18 protein-coding genes are annotated in these 20,030 nt (G+C 69.6%); 13 read left to right on the forward strand and 5 right to left on the reverse strand.

Going from position 1 to position 20,030, the window contains the following annotated elements; all coding sequences use genetic code 11:
- Positions 1-23: 23 nt before the first annotated feature.
- The 4 genes from KZ686_RS22900 to KZ686_RS22915 all read left to right on the forward strand — a co-directional run bounded on the left by KZ686_RS22900 (position 24) and on the right by KZ686_RS22915 (position 3,439).
- Positions 24-974 (forward strand): Bug family tripartite tricarboxylate transporter substrate binding protein, encoded by a 951-nt coding sequence (locus KZ686_RS22900; RefSeq protein ID WP_226106322.1) that lies wholly within the window; start codon positions 24-26, stop codon positions 972-974.
- A gap of 152 nt (positions 975-1,126) precedes the next feature.
- Entirely contained in the window at positions 1,127-1,528 is a 402-nt protein-coding gene (locus KZ686_RS22905; protein WP_265633770.1) for a hypothetical protein, read from the forward strand.
- 157 nt (positions 1,529-1,685) lie between these two features.
- Positions 1,686-2,063, forward strand: a complete 378-nt coding sequence (locus KZ686_RS22910) for a helix-turn-helix domain-containing protein (protein ID WP_265633771.1) — start codon at positions 1,686-1,688, stop codon at positions 2,061-2,063.
- Positions 2,060-3,439: a type II toxin-antitoxin system HipA family toxin gene (locus KZ686_RS22915; RefSeq protein ID WP_149316143.1), complete on the forward strand. Its 1,380-nt coding sequence runs from the start codon at positions 2,060-2,062 to the stop codon at positions 3,437-3,439. The genes KZ686_RS22910 and KZ686_RS22915 overlap by 4 nt, the downstream gene beginning before the upstream one ends.
- 34 nt (positions 3,440-3,473) lie before the next feature.
- Here the strand turns inward: KZ686_RS22915 and KZ686_RS22920 are convergent, their stop codons facing one another.
- Together KZ686_RS22920 and KZ686_RS22925 are read right to left on the reverse strand one after the other, a co-directional pair.
- Entirely contained in the window at positions 3,474-4,229 is a 756-nt protein-coding gene (locus tag KZ686_RS22920; protein ID WP_265633772.1) for an SDR family NAD(P)-dependent oxidoreductase, read from the reverse strand.
- Between the two features lie 392 nt (positions 4,230-4,621).
- On the reverse strand, positions 4,622-5,674 hold the full coding sequence (locus KZ686_RS22925) for an AraC family transcriptional regulator (protein WP_265633773.1): 1,053 nt from the start codon (positions 5,672-5,674) through the stop codon (positions 4,622-4,624).
- A gap of 419 nt (positions 5,675-6,093) precedes the next feature.
- On the opposite strand from KZ686_RS22925, the gene KZ686_RS22930 reads away from it, so the two are divergent.
- Positions 6,094-6,939: an oxidoreductase gene (locus tag KZ686_RS22930; protein ID WP_226105977.1), complete on the forward strand. Its 846-nt coding sequence runs from the start codon at positions 6,094-6,096 to the stop codon at positions 6,937-6,939.
- A gap of 285 nt (positions 6,940-7,224) precedes the next feature.
- Here the strand turns inward: KZ686_RS22930 and KZ686_RS22935 are convergent, their stop codons facing one another.
- Together KZ686_RS22935 and KZ686_RS22940 are read right to left on the reverse strand one after the other, a co-directional pair.
- A complete protein-coding gene (locus KZ686_RS22935; RefSeq protein WP_265633774.1) occupies positions 7,225-7,638 on the reverse strand; it encodes a hypothetical protein in 414 nt (137 codons plus the stop codon).
- A gap of 70 nt (positions 7,639-7,708) precedes the next feature.
- The gene (locus KZ686_RS22940) at positions 7,709-7,975 is read right to left on the reverse strand and encodes a hypothetical protein (RefSeq protein ID WP_223819729.1); all 267 of its coding nucleotides are present in this window, start codon (positions 7,973-7,975) and stop codon (positions 7,709-7,711) included.
- Between KZ686_RS22940 and KZ686_RS22945 the strand changes: the two genes are divergently transcribed.
- The 3 genes from KZ686_RS22945 to KZ686_RS22955 are packed head-to-tail and all read left to right on the forward strand — an operon-like array spanning position 7,965 to position 11,292.
- Entirely contained in the window at positions 7,965-8,594 is a 630-nt protein-coding gene (locus KZ686_RS22945; RefSeq protein ID WP_265633775.1) for a gluconate 2-dehydrogenase subunit 3 family protein, read from the forward strand. The two genes, KZ686_RS22940 and KZ686_RS22945, sit on opposite strands and share 11 nt — an antisense overlap.
- Positions 8,591-10,360 carry a GMC family oxidoreductase gene (locus KZ686_RS22950; protein ID WP_226105975.1) on the forward strand — a complete coding sequence of 590 codons (1,770 nt, stop codon included), beginning with the start codon at positions 8,591-8,593 and terminating at the stop codon, positions 10,358-10,360. Before KZ686_RS22945 ends, KZ686_RS22950 begins: the two co-directional genes overlap by 4 nt.
- Positions 10,357-11,292, forward strand: a complete 936-nt coding sequence (locus KZ686_RS22955) for a c-type cytochrome (RefSeq protein ID WP_226105974.1) — start codon at positions 10,357-10,359, stop codon at positions 11,290-11,292. Before KZ686_RS22950 ends, KZ686_RS22955 begins: the two co-directional genes overlap by 4 nt.
- A gap of 190 nt (positions 11,293-11,482) precedes the next feature.
- On the opposite strand, the gene KZ686_RS22960 is transcribed toward KZ686_RS22955, so the two are convergent.
- Positions 11,483-12,793, reverse strand: coding sequence for a GGDEF domain-containing protein (locus KZ686_RS22960; RefSeq protein ID WP_265633776.1), 1,311 nt, complete (start codon positions 12,791-12,793; stop codon positions 11,483-11,485).
- Between the two features lie 434 nt (positions 12,794-13,227).
- Between KZ686_RS22960 and KZ686_RS22965 the strand changes: the two genes are divergently transcribed.
- Genes KZ686_RS22965 through pelG form a run of 5 tightly spaced genes read left to right on the forward strand, consistent with a single transcriptional unit; the run spans position 13,228 to position 19,932 of the window.
- Complete coding sequence (locus KZ686_RS22965; protein WP_265633778.1) at positions 13,228-13,980, forward strand: hypothetical protein; 753 nt, start codon at positions 13,228-13,230, stop codon at positions 13,978-13,980.
- Positions 13,981-14,026: 46 nt separating this feature from the next.
- Positions 14,027-15,508 (forward strand): PelD GGDEF domain-containing protein, encoded by a 1,482-nt coding sequence (locus tag KZ686_RS22970; RefSeq protein ID WP_265633779.1) that lies wholly within the window; start codon positions 14,027-14,029, stop codon positions 15,506-15,508.
- Positions 15,501-16,640, forward strand: a complete 1,140-nt coding sequence (locus KZ686_RS22975) for a lipopolysaccharide N-acetylglucosaminyl transferase (RefSeq protein ID WP_265633780.1) — start codon at positions 15,501-15,503, stop codon at positions 16,638-16,640. The genes KZ686_RS22970 and KZ686_RS22975 overlap by 8 nt, the downstream gene beginning before the upstream one ends.
- A gap of 2 nt (positions 16,641-16,642) precedes the next feature.
- A complete protein-coding gene (pelF, locus tag KZ686_RS22980) occupies positions 16,643-18,517 on the forward strand; it encodes a GT4 family glycosyltransferase PelF (protein ID WP_265633781.1) in 1,875 nt (624 codons plus the stop codon).
- Complete coding sequence (pelG, locus tag KZ686_RS22985; RefSeq protein WP_265633782.1) at positions 18,517-19,932, forward strand: exopolysaccharide Pel transporter PelG; 1,416 nt, start codon at positions 18,517-18,519, stop codon at positions 19,930-19,932. Before pelF ends, pelG begins: the two co-directional genes overlap by 1 nt.
- Positions 19,933-20,030 lie beyond the last annotated feature (98 nt).

Here is a 20,030-nt window from a genome sequence, read left to right on the forward strand (position 1 = left end):
GGCGGCAAACGCTGCTGGCACTGATGGCCCTGGTGGCCGCGCCGCTCGCCACCGGGCCCGCATGGGCCAGCGATACATGGCCGTCGCGGCCGATCCGGCTGGTGGTCGCGTCCTCGGCCGGCAGCGGCACCGACCTGTTCGCGCGCGTGATCGCCGAACGGCTGGGCAAGCGGCTGGGGCAGACCGTGGTGGTGGACAACAAGCCCGGCGCGACCGGCATCATCGGCGTCGATGCCGTGGCCAAGGCCGCGCCCGATGGCTATACGCTGCTGTTCACCTATGCGGCGTCGATCGTTATCAACCATACGCTGCAGCCGAAGCTGCCCTACGACGCGCTGCGCGATCTGGCGCCGGTGGCCCAGGTGGGCGAGGGCGGCAACTTCCTGGTGGTCACGCCGGATTTCCCCGCACGCAATCTGCGCGAGTTCGTCGCGGCCGTGAAGGCCAGGCCCGATGCCTATGACTACGGCTCCTGGGGCATCGGCTCGGGCGGACACCTGACCATGGAGGCGCTGAAGATGCAGGCCGGCCTGCGCATGCGCCACGTCCCTTACAAGGCGGTCGGACAGGTGTTGAACGATCTGCAGGGCGGCATGATCAAGGTGGCCTTCGTCGATACCTCGTCGTCGCTGCCGCTGATCCGCTCCGGCAAGATCCGCGCGCTGGCGATCAGCGGCAGCCGCCGCGGCGCCGTATCGCCCGAGGTGCCAACCATGCGCGAGCAGGGCTATCCATTCGATACCAACAGCTGGTACGGCCTGTTTGCGCCCGCCGGCACGCCCGCGCCGATCGTCAAGCGGCTCAACGCCGAGATCAACGGCATGCTGGGCGACCCGCAGATCCGCGAGCGCTTCGCGCTGATGAACATGGCCAATCCGCGGGCAAAGACCAGCGAGGCGTTCGCGGCGACGATCCGCGATGACATCAAGGTATGGGGCGAGATCATCCGGGCCAATGGGGTGACGGTGGACTGAATCCGCACGCATGGGGCGGGCATGTGTCCGGGTATGTGTCCGGGCGTGTGTCCGGGTATGTGTCTTGCGTCCGCCATGGGAGGGGGCGCAGCGCCACGCTGTCGCGGCGTGCTGCAGGCCCGACCCGCTACCCATTGCAAACGGAGATGCGCATGAAGGACAAATCTTCAGGGATTCCGAACCCCGTGGCCCCGCAGTCCGTCGAGTCGCTGACGCCGGAGAAGGGCCCGCTGTCGCAGGAGCGCGGGCAGAACCCGGCCGCCGAGGCCGATACGATGCCGTCGGAAAGCAACCCGGCCGGTAGCGCCAAGCAGGCGGAACAGGGCAGGCAGGGCAAGGAAAGCCAACAGGGCCAACAGGGCCAGCAGGGCCAGCAGGGCCAGCAGGGCCAGCAGGGCCAGCAGGGCCAGCAGGGCCAGCAGGGCGGCAAGCCCGGCGCAAAACCCGCCGACAAGCCCGCCCCCACCCCGAACGAGGTGATGAACGAGCAGGTATCGCCGCCGGATGAACAAGGCGACCGAATGCAGTCGGATCGGCCGCATATCGGCGGGTGAGGCCGAGCTTCGTACGGCGGTGCCTGGCGGCACCTGCTTCTGATGCCAGGCCAGCCATTGGCTGGCGACACCGAGGCGCTCGCCGGAGTGAGCAGTAAAGTAGGATAAAGCCCAGTTATCCTACTTTACTGCTCATTTTTTTGACGTCGAGTGAGCAATGAAGTATGATTTTTCGAAAATATACTACTTTAGTACCATGCGATCATTGCCTGACATCGCCGCGCTGCTCCGAACCCGCATGAAGGCGCTCTCGCTGACGCAGAGCGAGCTCGGGGCGCGGACCGGTCTGTCGCGCCGCACGGTTACCTCCATGCTGAGCGGAGAAGGTGACTATAAAGTCACGACATTGCTCGCTGTGCTCGATCGCCTTGGCTACGAACTGGCCATCGTGCCGAAGGGCGCGGCAGCCGGCCTGGCTCAGGACGGCGCGTTCACGCCGACAGCGCCCGCGGTCAAGACTCGCGTGCAGGCGGCGCGGGAGCGTCTTGCGGCGCGCAAGACGGAAGCTGACAAGTCCCAGGCAGGCAATTCATGAACGTCAAAGCAGTCGGTATCTTCATCGGCAAGGTTCGGGCAGGCGTGCTGTTCCAGTACGCGCTCGGCGATGCTCAGGTCGTCAATCGCTTCGTGGCCGACGAGGCATTTGCCGCCATGCGCGATGCGCCGGTGGTTTCCCTGTCGATGCTGGCCCGCGAACGCGAAGCGCAGCGGGCGCTGTGGGCCGACGTCGGCTCAACGTTATTCAACGGACGCTTCAGCCCTTCCAATGGCTGGCTGCTGCCCGCGTTCTTCCAGAACCTGCTGCCCGAAGGCGTTTTCCGCGATCATGTCGCCGCGCAGCGTGGTTGCGACCCGAAGGACCATTTCGAGATGCTCGCGGCCTGCGGCAAGGATTTGCCGGGCAACGTCCACGCGCGGCCTCTTGAACTGACGCGCGACGAGCTGGCTCACTATGTCACGCAGGATGCCGACTCGGTCGAAATGTCGGTGACCGCCGACCCGATGGACGACGGCGTCTCGCTGTCAGGGGTGCAGCCGAAGGTGGGCGTCATCCGGCAGGGCGGGCGATATGTGGGCCGGACCAAGATGCAGGACACCCACATCATCGCCAAGCTGCCGGTAGTCGGGCAGCCGCTGTTGCCCGAGCTGGAGGAACTGTCGCTGCGGCTTGCCGGCGCAGCCGGAGTCAATGTCACCGAAGCGCACCTGGCCCCGTTGGAGGCCCTGGCGGTGGAGCATGGTTACGATCTTGGCGATGCCGACAGCCGCACCAATTTCCTCGCTGTGATTCGCTATGACCGCACGCCGCAAGGGCGGATTCATTGCGAAGACTTCGCGCAGATTCTCGAAGTCATGCCAGAGCAGAAGTACCTTGGCGCAAGCTATCTCGATGTGGCAGGCGTGATGATGGAATTCCCGTCGCTCGGCGAGTCGGCCGTGCATGAACTGCTGCGGCGCATCGTCGTCAACGAGATGCTGGGCAATCCCGACATGCACTTGAAGAACATTGGCATCTACTATCCCGACGGTCGCACGCCGGAATTGCCGCCGGCCTACGACATCGTCGGCTATTCCGCGTACAACCGCCGTACCGGGCATGCGCTGCACATCCTGCCTCCCGCTCTGAACGAGAAGCCGCGCATGTCGGTGAGCGACGCGCGGCAGGGCAAGGCTGCCAAGCCAGGCATTGGGCCGGCCGTTCTCCGGCGATTCTGCGCCGAGCTGGGCATCCCGGAGAAGCCGGCAGCGGCAGCGATCCGTCATACCGTTGCGGCAGCGGCGGCTCGCTGGCCAGCCATGATCCAGGATTCGCTGCTGACGGATCCGCAGAAGACAAGGTTGCTGGAGCATTTCCAGGGTCACCCGCTGGTCCAGTCCCTGATGCGGCGGCACGAGCCTTCGCAGGTTTGACGCGCCGTACCGCCGCGCCGCCGGCATGGCTCGCTCAAACCGCGGTATGCCCCCCATCCGCCATCACCAGCGCCCCGGTGACGAAGCTGGCCTTGTCCGACGCCAGGAAGGCGATCACCTCGGCGATTTCCTCGGGCTGGGCCGCGCGCCCGAGCAGGTTGTTCTTGCCGTGCTCGGCCAGGAACTCGCGGCCGTTGGGCATCTGGTCGTCCAGAATGCCGGTCACGATATCGCCCGGACCCACCGCATTGACGCGGATGCCATGCTGGCCGTTTTCCGCCGCCAGTACCCGTGTCAGCTGTGCCACCGCGCCCTTGGACGCCGCATAGGCCCCGATGGTCGGCAGCGCGACCACGCTGGCGTAGGAGCCGACGTTGACGATGACGCCGCGCTGGGCCGGGATCATCGCGCGCAGCGCTTCGCGGGCATGCACGAACATGCCGCGCGCGTTGATCGCGAGGATCTGGTCCCATTCGTCGACGGTCATCTCGGCGACCGTGCGGTTGATGATGCGGGCCGCGTTATTGACCAGGATGTCGAGCCGGCCGAAGCGCGCCATCGCCGTGTCCACGGCCGCGCGTGCGGTGGCTTCCTGCGACACGTCGCCGGTGAGGGCAACGATCTCGCCGTCGATCTCCAGTTCGGTGACCGCGTCCTTGATGTCCTCGGCCACCACGCGCGCGCCGCGGCGGTGGAGCAGTTCGACGGTCGCGCGTCCTACGCCGCCCGCCGCGCCGGTCACGATGGCGACGCGGCCTTCCAGGTCGCGCTGGTCTTGCTGTGCAGTCATGATTGGTACTCCGTACAGTGAAGGTGGAATGATTCGCGACGGCGCGCGTTCGATGCGGCATTTCCCCGGGAAAACGCCGCTCGGCGCTCGATGCCATCGCTTGCCATCACTGTACGAAGGCGGGGCGCGCAAGCCCATGCCGAATACTCGGGCGGGCTTGCCTGATTCTCTTGATCCGCGGTGCGGGCCCTCCGCCGCGGCCGTTCAGTTGCGGCCTTCAGTTGCGACCGCTCAATTGCACCGTTCAATTGCACCGTTCAATGGCACCGTTCAATGGCACCGTGCAATTGCGACCGCTCAATTGCGACCGCTCAATTGCGACCGTTCCGCTGCGCGCGAACGCCGCAGGCGCTGCCGGCGCTGCGAGCGCCGCAGCCGCCGGGCGCAAGCGCTCAGGCGGCGCGCGCCCAATCCACGCGCGTGCGCAGCGCCATCGCTTCCTTCATCACGCGGGCCTCGTCGATCGGGCTGCGGCCGAAGAACCGCTTGAATTCCCGGCTGAACTGCGACGGGCTTTCATAGCCGACGCGGCTGGCCGCCACGGACGCATTCATGCCCTGCTGGATCATCAGCATGCGGGCCTTGTGCAGCCGCGTGGCCTTGATGTACTGCAGCGGCGAGGTGCCGGTGACCGACTTGAAGGCCGCGTGGAAGGCCGCCACGCTCATCGCCGCCGCGCTGGCGAGCGTGTCGACCGACAGCGGTTGGTCGTAGCCGGCATGGATCATTCGCAGCGCCTTGCCGATGCGGCCGAAGTTGCTCTGGTAGGCGAGCGACGCGCGCAGCGCCGCGCCCTGGGGGCCGCATAGCACGCGGAAATAGATTTCGCGCAGGATCGCTGGGCCCAGCACCGCGGCCTCCATGTCCGAGGTCAGCGCTTCGAGCAGGCGTACCACGGCGTCGCCGAGCCGGTCGTCGAGCGGCGTCGACTGGATGCCTGCTACCTCGGCGGGTCTCGCGTCCTCGGGTTCCGGCGCCGGCGCCGCACCCGACCGCGACGCCAACTCCAACGCCGACCCGGACCCCGATGCCGGCACCGATGCCGGCACCGATGCCGACGCCGATGCCGACGCCGACGCTGACGCTGCGGGTGTCCCCAACCCCGATGATGCCAACGCCGATGCCGGCACGGACAACGCCAGCTCGGCCAGCACACCCAGGTCCACGCGGATCGAGATCGCCAGCATCGGGTCCTCCGGCGAGGCCTCGGTCTGCGACTCGAAGGGAATCGGCAGCGACAGCACCAGGAAATGCTGGGCGTCGTAGACGAACTCGCGCCCCGCGAAGAACCCCCGCTTGCGCCCGCTGCACAGCACGATGATGCAGGGATCGTAGAGCACCGGCGTGCGCGGCAGCGGGCCGTTGGCACGCAGGAACTTGACCGCGTCGAGCGCGGACATCGTATATCCCTCCGCCGGCGCGAGGCGGCCGATCAGTGCGGCCATGCGTTCTTCACGCTGGCGGCGGGCATGCTCGGGCTCGTGTGGTCGTGGCGACGTTGGCATTGGATCGAAGGGGATGGACATGGTCGTCAGAAGCGATGGCCAGGCAGGCGCGGGATGAAGGCGCCGAATCGCTCTACGCCCGCTGCATCATCGTGCTGTGCAGTTAGCGCAGGCGCCATTTGGAGGCCAGGAACAGGGGCAAGGCCGGTATGCGCGCAAGTGTAGCGCGCGGACAAGGGCCCGCGGGAGCGCAGGACGGCGCCAACGCACCGCTCTGGAGAATCAGGCAAGCGCTGCCGAGTTTTGGTCTAACGGGCGCCCGCGCACGCTGCCTACCATGGCCGCATGTCGTCGCCGTGCGCCATTGCGGTACACCGGCAAGGCCGACAGTCCATCGATCCACACTTCGGGAGTTCAGCATGAACAGGACCTGGTTCATTACCGGCGCGGCGCGCGGCATCGGCGCGTGCATCGCCAGGGCGGCACTGGATGCCGGCGACAACGTCGTCGCGACCGGACGCGATCCGCTGCGCATCGAGCAGGCATTGCCGGGGCACGGCGAGCGTCTGCTGGCCTTGCGCCTCGACGTCACCGACCCGGCGCAGGCGCGCGACGCGGTGGACCGCGCCGTGGCGACCTTCGGCCGCATCGACGTGCTGGTCAATAACGCGGGCTACGGCCAGCTGGGCATGTTCGAGGAGAACAGCGCCGACGATGTACTGAAGCAGTTCGACACCAACGTCCACGGCACCCTGCACGTGACCCGCGCGGTGCTGCCCGTGATGCGGCGCCAGCGCGCCGGCCGCATCTTCAATCTGTCGTCGATCGGCGGCATGGTCGGCTTCGAAGGCGCGTCGATCTACTGCGCGGCCAAGTTCGCGGTCGAGGGCTTCTCCGAGTCGCTGGCGCTGGAGGTGGCGCGCTTCGGCATCCAGGTCACCATCGTGCAGCCGGGCTTCTTCCGCACCGATTTCCTCGACGGCTCGTCGGTACGCTACGGGGCCGAGGCCATTCCCGACTACGTGTCGGCATCGGCGGCATTGCGCGGCGGCTATGACGACTACAGCCACCGGCAGCCTGGCGACCCGGACAAGCTGGCGCGGGCCATCGTCGAGCTGGCCGCCGTGCCGCAGGCGCCGTTGCGCTTCGCGGCCGGCACCGATGCGCTCGGCTATATCGGCGGCAAGCTCGATGCCGCGCGCGCCGAGCTCGAGCAATGGAAGGCGCTGTCGGCCTCGACCGATCATGCGGCCCAGGCGGCGTAGGGACGGCGCTTGCGGCCTCGGCCGATCATGCTGCCCACGCCCAGGCGGCGTGGCGATGCGGGGTGACGTGGTGCGGCCGCGTCGACGACGCAGCGATCGCCAACGCAGCGATCACCAACGCAGCGATCACCAACGCAGCGATCACCAACGCACCGATCACCAACGCACGGCCCACGCGCCCCGAGCACGAACGAACGCCCCTCTCCCGCGAGCAGGAGAGGGGCCGAGGAGAGAGGGGGAAGGGTTGCCGGCGGGTCCGCCAGCGTTCAGGGCTTGCTGCGGAACTTACTGCGGTGCGCTTGCGCCGGTGCGCGTATCGGTGCTGCCGCCCGAGCCCGCGGCGGCGCCGGTGCCCGTGCCCGTACCCGTCGAGCCAGCAGTGCCGGTACCCGTGGTGCCGGTGGCGCCGGTGGTGCCCGATCCGGTGGTGCCGGTGGTGGTGTCGGCCGAGCCAGTGGTGCCCGTGGTGCCGCTGGTGCCGGTCGAACCGGTGGTGCCAGTGCCAGTGCCGGTGGTACCCGTGCCCGTGCCGGTACCCGCGCTGCCGGTGGTGTCGCTCGGGACGGGGCCCATCGGCGCGCTTGCCGCGCTGCTGTCGGTAGTGGCGGCATCGTCGCCGCCGCGGTTACAGCCGGCCACCAGGCCGCCCAGCATGGCGACGCTCAAGGTTGCAACGGAAATCCAGTTTCGCTTCGTCATGGTATGGCTCCTATAGTCATCCCCCATCGGACGAAGGCAACGGCCGTACCAGGGGCGCGGATGCGCCATATCAGGTGATCCCGGCGTGGTCTTGCCACGCTTCTTGCATCGACTGCGGTTTTTCGAGGAGCGCAGCGATGACGAAACCCTTCACGCCCATGCGGCGCACGCTTTTGAAAGCCCTCGGGGCCGGGTTGCCGGCCGGAGCCGCCGCAACGGGACTGGTCGGCGATAGTGCGCTGGCGGCGCCGCCGGGCCCGGCCAGCGCGGCGGCGGCCAATCCGGGTGGCGTGTCCCATTTTTTCAATGCGCGCGAAAGAATTACCGTGGATGCCATCGTTTCCCGGTTGATTCCGAACGACGAACTGGGGCCGGGCGCACGAGAGGCGGGCGTGACCGATTTTCTCGATCGGCAGCTGGCTGGGGCCTGGGGCGGCGGGGACCATTTCTATCGTCATGGACCCTTCCAGGCCGGCACACCGGAGCAGGGCTATCAGCTCGCGCTGACGCCCGCGCAGGCCTTTCGTACGGGTTTGGCCGCGATCGACGAGGTCAGCGCGAAGCGGCATGGCGGCAAGCCGTTTTCGCAGTTGCAGCCGCGTGAACAGGATGCCTTGCTGACGGCGCTGGAGAAGAGCGAGATCGAACTGGGCACGCTGCCCGGCAAGGTCTTCTTCCAGATGCTGCTCGACGGCACCATGGAGGGCTTCTTCGGCGATCCGATCCATGGCGGCAATCGCAATATGGCGGGCTGGAAGCTGGTCGGTTTCCCCGGCGTCTATGCCAGCTACTCCAACGATATCGAGCGCCATGGCGTGGCCTATGTGCGGCCGCCGATGTCGATCGCGATGGCGCGCGCCGCGGGGCATGGGACCATGCACGGCGCCGGTCATGGCGGCTCGCACGCATCGTCGCCGGCAAAGGGCGCATCGGCACCGAAGGGAGGGCGGCCATGAGCAAGACCCTCGATCGTGTCGATGCCGTGATCGTCGGCGGCGGCTGGACGGGTTCGGTCATCGGCAAGGAACTGGCCGCCGCCGGACATCGCGTGGTGATGCTCGAACGCGGCGAGCCGCGGTGGCCCTCTCCGGACTTCCAGGCGCCGACGGTGCATGACGAACTGCGCTATACGCGGCGGCACGCGCTGCATCAGAACACCGCCACCGAAACCTTCACCTTCCGCAACAACACCAGCCAGACCGCCCTGCCGATGCGGCGCTGGCAGTTCGCCTACCCGGGCACGCACCTGGGCGGCTCGGGCAATCACTGGTCCGGCGCCTACTATCGCTTCGATCCGACCGACTTCAAGCTGCGCAGCCATTACGAGCGCCGCTACGGCAAGGGCATCTTCGCGGCGGACCTGACCGCGCAGGACTGGCCTTTGAGCTACGACGAGCTCGAGCCGTACTACGACCGCTTCGACTATCTGATCGGCGCCTCGGGCTATGCCGGCAACCTGAAGGGCAAGGTGCAGCCGGGCGGCAATCCCTTCGAGCCGTGGCGCTCGCGGCCGTATCCGAATCCGCCGATGAAGGTCGCGCACGCCTCGGCGCTGTTCGGCGAGGCGGCCGCAAAGCTGGGCTATCACCCCTATATCCAGCCATCGGCGCTGTCGACGCGGCCCTATGTCAATACCGAAGGGCTGCCGATGAGCGCCTGCGTCTACTGCGGATTCTGCTCGAACTTCGGCTGCGAGCATTTCGCCAAGGCCTCCCCGCAGGTCTGCATCCTGCCGGCCGCGATGAAGCTCGATACCTTCGCGCTGCGCACCGGGGCGCAGGTGCTGCGCGTCGAGCTCGACAAGGACCGCAAGCTCGCGCGCGGCGTCACCTATGTCGATGGCAGCGGGCAGGAGTTCTTCCAGCCCGCCGACATGGTGTTCCTGTGCGCGTTCAGCGTGCACAACGTGCGGCTGTTGTTGCTGTCGGGCATCGGCAAGCCCTACGACCCGGCCACGGGCCAGGGCGTGGTGGGCCGCAACTACACGCACCAGACCACCTCGGGCGTCAACCTGTTCTTCGACGAACGGACCCATATCAACCCCTTCATGGGCGCGGGCGCGGCGGCCGTGACGATCGACGATTTCAGCGCCGACAACTTCGACCACGGGCCGCTCGGTTTCGTCGGCGGCGGCTATATCCAGATCCAGGTGGTCAGCGGCGCGCCGATCGGCTACCACCCGACGCCGAAGGGCACGCCGGCCTGGGGCAGCGAATGGAAGAAGGCCGTGCGCCGCTACTACAACCATTCGGCGTCGATCACCATCACCGGCTCGGCGATGCCCACGCGCGGCGGCTATCTGTCGCTGGATCCGACCTATCGCGATGCCTGGGGACAGCCGCTGCTGCGCATCACCTACGACCTGCCGGACAATGACATCAAGCTGTCGGCTTTCCTGACCGCGAAGGGCGACCAGATCGGCAAGGCGATGCGCGGGGTGGTCGCCACCGAGCCCGGGCCGCGCCAGCGGCCATTCACCGCGACCAGCTATCAGTCGACGCACCTGAACGGCGGCGCGGCGATGGGCAGCGATCCCTCCAACAGCGTGGTCAACCGCTTCGGCCAATGCTGGGACGTGCCCAATGTGTTCGTCACCGGGGCCTGCCTGTTTCCGCAGAACTCGAACTACAACCCGACCGGAACGGTCGGCGCCACCGCGTACTGGATCGTTGACGCGGTCAAGCGCGACTACGTCAAGGCGCCAGGGAAGCTGATCACATGAACACGCCGAACGAAGTGGAAGCGGAGCGCGGCCGCGCGACGTGGTGGGTGGGCGCCATGGTGATCGGCATCGGCGCCTTTCCGCTGTATGGGCTGCTGTTCCAGGTCTGGCCCGATCTGTTTGCGCCGAGGCCGCAGCCGCGCCAGGCGTCGTCGTCCCCCGGCGCAACGGGCCAGGCTTCGGCGCCCGGCGCGGCATCGGCGCCGGCCGGCCCGGCGGCTGCGGCAAGCGAGGCGGCGGTGCGGCGCTCGACCGATTTCCTGCCGAAGGAACCGGCGTGGTCGCGGGCGTTGCTCGCGGCCAGCAAGGACGCGGGCAAGGAGGCCGGCAACAGCGAGGACAAGAACGCCGACAAGCGCGGCGCGACGATCGCCGCGAGCGGCAATGGCGCCGGGGCGATGGCCTGCGTGTCGTGCCATGCCACGGGAGGCTCTCCGGGAGCGGCGGGCGCCGCGGTGCCGGCCGGCGCGTTTCCGTCGCTGGTCGGCATGCCCGCCGAGTATCTGGCCAAGCAGCTGTTCGACTATCGCGAGGGCCGGCGCGTCGATCCGGTGATGGCGCCGATCGCCAAGGCGCTCAAGGACGACGAGGTGGCGGCGGTGGCCCGCTACTACGCGGCCCAGCCTGCACCGTCGTTGACGCTGGCCGAAGATGGCCAATCGGCGGCCCTGACGCTGCATGCGTCCGGCGACAACGGGCGCGCGCTGCCGGCCTGCGCCAATTGCCATGGCGTGGAAGGCGAGGGACAGGGCTTCCTGTTGCCGCGCCTGACGGGGCAGCCCGCGGATTATCTGGCCAAGCAGCTCGATGCGTTCCGCACCGGCAGCCGCCACAACGACGACGATGGCGCGATGCGCGGCATCGCGCAGCGGCTGGGCGAAGCGGACGCCCGCGCGCTGGCGAATTTCTACGCGCAGGGCGGGGCGCGCTAGGGCGCCGCCGGCGCGTTGCTGCGGCGCTGCCAGGGCAGCGGTCCGCAGCGAAGGTGCGGTGACGAAGGAGCGAGGGACAACGGGCGTCGTAGCGCGCGTCGGGCTGCGCGCCGGCCGCGCTCAGCCGCGCTCAGTCGCGCTCTGTCGTGCTCTGTCGTGCTCTGTCGTGCTCGGTCGCGCTCGGTCGCGCTCAGCCGCTGACCGACACGCCGCACGCCACGCTCCACGCGGCCGGTTCGGCGGCCTCGTTGGCAGCGTTGGCGGCATTCGCGCCGTTGGCCACATTGGCCGCGTTGGCCGCAATACCGGCGCCCGCGGCGGCGTGAATCACCCGGTTGCGTCCTTCGCGCTTGGCGAGATAGAGCGCGCGGTCGGCTTCGGCGAACAGACGCTCCCAGCTGCGGCGCGCATCGCCGGCGTGCTGCGCCAGCGCGATGCCGATGCTGACGCTGGCATGCCCGCCGATGTCTTCCGGCAGTGCGATGGCCGCGATGCGTGCCCGGATGCGCTCGGCCAGCAGCACGGCTTCCTCCTCGCCGGTGTTCGGGCACAGCAGGCAGAACTCCTCGCCGCCGAAGCGCGCCGCCACGTCGCTGGCGCGACAGGCGCGGCGCAGCGTCTCGGCGATCCGCTTCAGCACCTGGTCGCCCGCCTGATGGCCGGCGCGGTCGTTGACCTGCTTGAAGCGATCGACGTCGATCACCAGGCAGGACAGCGGCTTGCCGGTACGGGCGGCCTCGGCGGCCAGCGTCATCGCCGCGTCGTCAAGCGCGCCGCGATGGAACAGCCCGGTCAGCGAATCGAGGCGGGCGCGCGCACGCTGCTCGGCCAGCTGACGCTCCGCGCTCAGCAGCGTGAAACCGACCACGCCGGACAGCACCGCGATCAGCATCAGCAGCAGCGGCGCCTGGGCCAGCATGCCCGGCTCGTCGGGCCGCAGCGCGCTCCAGGCACCGGCCCCGCCGGCGGCCAGCGCGAGCGCCAGGCACAGCGCCTGCGCCGCCAGTTGCGCGCAGCAGGCGACCCATACCAGCGAATGGGCGATCGTATGCGAGCGGCGCTCGCGGTTGAGCAGGCGCAGCGCCTGCCAGACCACCAGCGCGGTGATCGCGTGGCCCAGCGTGCGGATCGCGCGCTCGGCCATCACGGCATCCTGCACCGTGGCGATCAGCCCGAGCAGCGCCACCGAGGCGACGCCGCCGGCCACCATCGCACGCAGATGATGCGGGGCCATCGCCATGCCGCTCGCGGCCAGGCCGCGCACCAGCATCAGTTGGGCGCCGAGGCACAGCGACTGTGCCAGTACGGCCCACAGCGGCGCCGGCGCGATCGCGCCGAGGGCCAGCGCCATGCCGCCCAGCGAGGCAAGCGCATGGGCGTCGGTCCAGCGCGCACGGTGGCCCGCTTGCGCGGCGCCATAGCGCAGGCCGATCGAGATGCCCAGCGTGCTGGCGAACAGCACCAGCAACGTCAGATAGGCAGTGGGTAAATCCGGCGACATGCAATCGTCTCCCTGTCGGCGCGCGAGCGGATCGCGACGCCAGTGGTGTAAGGCAATGCGCGCGCGGGCATGGCCGGCGCAGCGCGAATTCATGTCAGAGAGCTTGACCCGGATGACGCCGTCGACATTCCCGAAGCTGCGGTCCGTGGCATGGCTCTGTGTTGTCGGCGCCCAGATGGGCGCAGCCTGATCCCAGATGCAATCGCGGTCCCGCAGCGAGGCCGCGCATCGAGGCACGGCTTGTGTGTAGCTTTTTTGTTGATGGTGATTCTACTGATTGCGTCGAACCGCGCGTGTGCGGCATGCCACGTTTGACAATTGTTGACATTCCCTTTTTGTACCGTTCGCTAGGATTCGGCTCGTAGTTACAAGATTCATATCCGGGCCGGGGGAGCGACGACGCCGCGTCGTCGAGGCAACAAAACGGGGAAACCATGGGGAAGCAAGACGCGGCACGCAAGGGGCCGTTGACGTCGGGGGCCGGCGCCACCGGGACGCCCCCGGTGGGCGGCCTGCATGCCGCGCGCGCGGATCGCGCGGCCGCAGCCGCTGCCGATGCGCCGCGCGAACGCCTGCTGCCTCCGGCGTTCGCCACCGCCATCGTGGCCGCGGTGACGATCTGTCTCGCGCTGATGTTCCCGCGCGAGCCGCTGCGCGAGCGGCTGCTCGGCGAAGGGCTGCATGCGGGCCGCTCGATGGATGGAGCGACGCTCGACTATCTGCGGGCCTGGCTGCGTGTCTCGCCGCCCGATGCCGCGCTGGTGGCGGAGCTGGCCGAGCAATTTGCGCGCGAGGGCCGGCTGGAGGACGCCGAAACGCTGCTGGCCGGAATCGATTCCTCCGTGACCGATGAGGTCGCGCTGCCGATGCTGCGTGCACGGCTCGATGTGGCGCGCCAACGGGCCAATGCCGCCGCGGCCGACATGCCGGCCCGCCAGCGGTATCGGTCCGAGCAGCGCAGGCTGCTGCGGCAGGCCGCGGCCATGCCGGCAGCGCCTTCGGACCTGATTGCCTTCGCGGCGCAGGCGCGCGCGCTCGGCGCCGACGATCTGGAAGTCGCCTTCTATCGCGCCCTCGCGTGCCCGAAGCCTGCGCACGCCGCCCTTGCCGGGCGTCGTCACCCGGTCGCCCCGGTGCGGTCCGAATGGCGTGAAGCGCGGGAGAACCCGCGGCGGGTGCGCGGTTGATGCCGCGCACGCTGACAGCATGCAAGTGTTGGATCCGGAGAAGCGAATGAGTGCAACGGCGATGGGCGACCGGCGCGCGGCCGCGGGCACGATCGGTCCGATCCACCGGGCGGACGATGTCCGTGCGGCATGGCTGGCGCCCGCCATGGGCGCCGGCAATGCCCGCGGCGCCGTGCTGGAACTGACCGTGCTGATGACCGCGGCGATGGCGCTGTGCTATGCGGCGATGCCCGGCAATCCCTTGCTGCTCGACCTGGGCTTTCCCTGGGCCTGGCTGTTGCCGCTGGTACTGGCGCTGCGCTACGGCACGCTGGCCGGCATCGGCGCGGCGCTGATGCTGCTCGGCGGCTGGTTCCTGTTCCACCGGATCGGCGCCCAGGCCGGGGCGTTTCCGCGACCGTTCTTCATCGGCGGCACGCTGCTGGTGCTGTTGGCCGGACAGTTCGGCGACGTTTGCGCCAGCCGGCTGGCGCGCCAGCGTTCGATCCACCGCTATCTCGACGAACGCCTGGCGGCGCTGACCAGGCAGCACTATCTGCTGCGCATCTCGCATGCTCGGCTCGAAAGCGATCTGCTGGCCCGGCCCACCACGCTGCGCGATACGCTGGCCCGGCTGCGCACGGCGACCGCCGAGCAGGCCGGGGTCGAGCCGCAATTGGCGGCGGCGGTACGCGGCGAGCGCTTGCCGCCCCGGGCCCTGGCCGCGGCGGTACCGATGATGCAACTGGCCGCGCAGGCCTGTCAGCTCGAGGCCGCGGCGCTGTATCCCTGCGACGGCGAGCGGGTGTTGCCGAAAGCCGCGGCGACGGTCGGACCGGGCTGCAGGCTCGATGCCGGCGATCCGCTGCTGCGGCGCTGTCTGCAGACCCGTCAGCTGGCGCATCGCAGCGCTGATGGCGGCGCTGGCGGCGATGGCATGCACAGCCGCTACCTCGCCGTGGCACCGGTACTGGCCGGTCCCGATCGCCTGCTCGGCGTGCTGGTCATCGAGCGCATGCCGTTCCTCGCGCTGCATCACGACAACCTCGAACTGCTGCTGGTGCTGCTTGGCTATTACGCCGACGGCGTCGAGCATGCCGAGGCGGCGCGCGCGGTCGAGCGCGTGCTGCCCGACTGCCCGCACGAGTTCGCGCTGGACTATGCGCGGCTGGCGCGACTGCGGCGCGAGGCAGGCATCGCCAGCACCGTCGTCGCGCTGGCCTTCGGCGCCGACGAGCACAGCGCCGACTGGTTCGAACAGGCCGTGCGCAGCCGCCGCGCGCTCGATCTGGGGTGGGCCTGCGAGGGCGGCCCGCAACGCGTGCTGACGACGCTGATGCCGCTGGCCGATGGCGAGGCCGCGTCCGGCTATCTGCTGCGGATCGAACGGATGCTGCAGGCGCAGTTCGGCATCGATTTCGAACGGGGACGGATCGGCATCCATACTCTGCCGGTGCCCGCCGATGGCGATCCCGAACCGCTGCGCCGCCTGCTGCAGCGCTGCCAGGGCCGCGCCGCGCGGGGGCTGTCCGGGAGCGACGATGCTTGAGGCCCTGCTTGCCGTCGCCGGCGGCGCGGTGCAACTGGCCGCGCTGGCGGTGCTGCCGCACGGCAACGGCGCGACCGAGGCAACCGGCGCGCTGCTGGCGTATCTGGGCATGCAGGCGCTGGCGGCCGCGCTGCTGGCGATGCCGCTGCAGCGCCTGCTGTCCCGGCACGTTCGCATGCCGTTCCGCGTGGCCTCCCGCGTGGCCTCGCGCACGACGTCGGCGTATCTGTTCGTCGCCGGCGCGCTGGTTCCGCTGGGCGGCCTGCTGGTCGTGCTGCCCGGCATGGCGCTGGCCAGGCTCGGGCATCGTACGCCGGCCATCGGCGGCATGGCTTCCGTGGCGCTGCCCGAGTTCGCGGGCGCAATGGGGGCCTGCGTTCCTGATCGGCCGGCGAATCGGCCGGACGCCGGCGACGATCGCGGTCGCGCAGCTGGCCTGCTGCGGGCCGGCGCCGCCAACGCCGCCGCTTCCGATATGCGCCGCCTGGCCGCACTGGCGGGGCTGGAGGCGATGCCGGCGCGCAGCACCGGTCCGCTGCTGCGCGCGCTGCTCGAGGACAGCGGCGAGGACGTCAGGCTGCTGGCTTACGGCATGCTCAACGCCGCCGAGCAGCGGCTGACGCGGCAGATCCTCCAGGCGCAGGACTGCCTGCACGCCCTGGCGGACGGCGATCCGGCCGGCCGGGCCGCGGCGCACGAACGTCTGGCGCAGCTGCACTGGGAGCTGGTCTACCAGAACCTCGCGCAGGGCGACGTGCGCGGCCACACGCTCGAGCAGGCGGACCGCCACGCCGAGGCCGCGCTGCAGGCATTGTCGGAGGCGCCGGGCGCGACGACGCTGTACGTGCGCGCCGCCGACGGTTCCGGCGTGGCGAGCCCGGCGGCCGGCCTGTGGCAACTGCGCGGACGGCTGGCGCTGGCCCGCCGCGACCCCGCCGCCGCGCGCGCCGCGCTGCAGCGTGCCATCGCGCTCGGCTTTCCGCGCGAGCGCGCCTGGCCGCTGCTGGCCGAGGCGGCCTATCTGGAGGGCGATTTCGCGGCGACCAGGGCCGCGATGCAGGGCCTGCGCCAGGCCGCGTCGCTGCCGGCGCTGCCGCAGCTTCAGCCCGTGCTGCGCTACTGGACATCATGAACATGACCGCGCCGAACACGCCAAACGCGCCCTTCGCAGCAGCCCCCGCGCCAACTGCTCACGCCGCCGCGCCGGACGCGAGGCGCGCGGGGCGCGCCGGGGTTACGGGGGGCGCGCGGGCCGCGCAGGTCGATATTGCGCTGCTGCTTGAAGGCAGCCATCCCTTCGCGAGGGCAGCCGCGCCGGGATGGGCCGAGCGGATGATCCGGGCCTTCCCGCAGACCACCTTCGCGGTCGTCGTGATCGGCGACCGGCGCGAGGCCTGCGGCGAGATGGCGGTCGCGCTGCCGGACAATGTCCTGCATCTGGAGACGCATTGCCTGCATGACGACGAACCGGCCGCCACGGTGCCGCGACAGCGGGCGGAGGCACAGGCCTTCGCCGATGGGGCGCGCCTGCACGATCTGCTGCGCCAGCGCGGCAAGGGTATTAACGGCGTCGGCGGCAGCCACGGCGCCGGCGGCGTCAACAACGCGAACGGCGGACACGTGCAGGCAAGCGCCGCGATGCGCGAGCTGATCAACGCGCTGATGGACGCGCAGGGCGAGGAGGGCGAGGAGGGAAAGGAGGGAAAGGAGGGAAAGGAGGGCCGGCTGTCGGAACACGCCTTCCTGCACAGCCGGCCCGCCTGGGACATGATCGTGGAGCAGTACCGCCGCCATTGCACCGACACCTCGTTCTCCGACTACTTCTGGAGCGTACGCACGATGCACCGGCCGCTGTGGCGGCTGGCGCGGATCGCGGCGACGCTGATGCCGGCGCGCGTCTACCACGCGGCATCGACCGGCTATGCCGGCTTGCTCGGGGCGATGCTGCGCTACCGGCATGATCGCCCGTTGCTGGTGTCGCAGCACGCGATCCCTGCGCGCGAGCACGGCATCGATTGGTTCCAGTCGCGCTGGCAGCGCGACAACCCCTATCGCGACCCGCAGCATCGCCGCGGCGGCAACGCCGTCGAGCACGATGTCCCGGAAACGGACTATTGCCGCGAGCTGTGGCTGCGCTTCTTCGAATCGCTGGGGCGCGTCTGCTACGAGGCGGCGGACGAGATCGTCGCGCTCTATGAAGGCAACCGCCGCGGGCAGGTGCGGGACGGCGCGCCGGCCAGCCGCACGCGCACCATCCCGAACGGCATCGATCTGCCCGCGCTGGCGCCGCTGCGCGCGCAGCGGCCGGAGCGCGTGCCGCAGGTACTGTGCCTGGCGGGCCGGGTGGTGCCGCGCAAGGACGTCAAGACCTTCATCCGCGCGATGCTGACCGTGGTCAGGCAGTGTCCCGATGCGCAGGGGTGGATTGCCGGGGCCGAGGACGAGGATCCGGAATACGCGCGCGAATGCCGCGGTCTGGTGCAAGGCCTGGGACTGGCCGGCAACGTGCGCTTCCTCGGCCCGCGGCGCCTCGACGAGCTGCTGCCGCAGGTCGGCGTGCTGGTACTGAGCTCGATCAGCGAGGCGCTGCCGCCGGCGGTGCTGCAGGCGTTCGCCGCCGGCGTGCCGTGCGTGGCCACCGATGTCGGCGCCTGCCGCGAGCTGATCGAGGGCGTCGGCGACGAAGACATGGCACTGGGCGCGGCGGGCGCAGTGGTGCGCATTGCCGATCCCGGCGCATTGGCCCGCGAGGCGGTCGCGCTGCTCGGCGATGACGAGCGGTGGCGTGCCGCACAGCGCGCGGCGATCGTGCGCGCCGAGCGCTATTACACCCAGCATGCGATGGTGGCCAGCTACCGGCAGCTGTACCAGCATCTCGCAGCGAAACCGCACGCCGACGCGGGCGGACGTGCCGGCGTGGGCCGGCCGGCGTTGCCCCCGGCGACCATGTCGAATCCGGCCGGCGAACGGCTGCCGGCCGGCCGTTGCCCCTTCGCGGGAGCGCCATGATGGTGGACCTGACTTTCTTCCTGCGCGGCTTGCGGGACCGCAATCGCGTTGGCGGCACGCTGCAGGCCTACGGCTTCGCCAGCGTGCTCGCTTGCGGTGCCTGGGTGCTGGCGATCGCGGGCGTTCTGCTGATCGGCGTGCTCCGGCTGCCGACGGGATTGCCGGACGCGCAGGCCGTGCAGTTCCAGGTATCGGCGATCCATCTGATCGCGGTCAGCCTGATGCTGACCGGACCGCTGCAGCTTCATCTGGTCCGCTACGCCGCGGGCCGTCTCGGGGAAGATCGCGCAGAGGCGGTGCTGCCGGGCGTGCATGCGGTGGGGCTGGTGGTCACCGTGCTGGCCGGCCTGCTTGGCCTGGCGTGCGCGCTGTGGGCGTTCCCGCAGCAATCGGCGTGGTATCGCGCGCTGATGCTGGCGGGCTTCGTGCTGATGTGCCATGTCTGGATCGCGGTGACCTTTCTGTCCGGCATGAAGCAGTACCGCGCGATCGCCTGCGCCTTCGTGGCCGGCTATGCGGTGGCGGCGCTTGCCGCGCTGGCGCTGCGCGGCTTCGGCCTGGAGGGGCTGCTGGGCGCCTTCGTGATCGGCGAGCTGGTGTTGCTCGCCGGCACGGCGATACCGATCCATCGCGGCTATCTCTACCATCGCCATCACCGCAGCGACCGCAGCGACCGCAGCGACAGCAACCCATGCCTGCTGTCGTTCGAGCTGTTTGCCCGGCGCCATCGCCATCCGAGCCTGATGGCGATCGGCCTGCTGTACCCGCTGGGCCTCTGGGCCGACAAGCTGCAGTTCTGGTACCACGCCGGCACGGGGCAGCGCGTCATCGGGCCGCTGCATGCCTCGGCGATCTACGACGTCCCGGTGTTTCTGGCCTGGCTGGCCGTCGTGCCGGCGATGGCGGCGTTCGCGCTGCGCATCGAACGGGAGTTCGTCGCCCATTACGATGCCTTCGCCGACGCGGTGCGCGGCGGCGGCTCGCTGCAGCGGATCGAGGCGGCGCGCGACGCCATGGTGCGGGCCGTCCGGCTGGGCCTGTACGAAGTCGTCAAGCTGCTGGCGATCGCCGCGCTGCTGCTGTTCGCGCTGGGCCGGCCGCTGCTGGCGCTGTTCGGCATGGCCGACCTGTACCTGCCGCTGCTGCACGTCGACGTGGTCGGCGCGGGCCTTTACGTGGTGCTGCTCGCCACGCTCAGCGTCTATTTCCATCTGGACCGGCGCCGCGAAATCCTGCTGCTCGGGGCCGCCTTCGTGGCGCTGAACGTCGGGCTGACGCAGATGACGCTGGCGCTGGGTCCGGCGTGGTACGGCTATGGCTTTGCGTTCGCCGCGCTGATCGTGGTGGCGATCGCGCTGGTGCTGCTGGACCGCCGGCTCGAGCGCCTGGAATATGAAACTTATATGTTGCAGTAATGCGAATCGGGCGGCGAAGATAAGGCGGTGGAGCGCGGTATGGTGACCGACGCAGTTACAATTCGACACATCATTGCATTGACCGAACTCATCCCATC

The sequence above is a fragment of the Cupriavidus cauae genome (assembly GCF_026210475.1).
Lineage (GTDB): Bacteria > Pseudomonadota > Gammaproteobacteria > Burkholderiales > Burkholderiaceae > Cupriavidus > Cupriavidus cauae.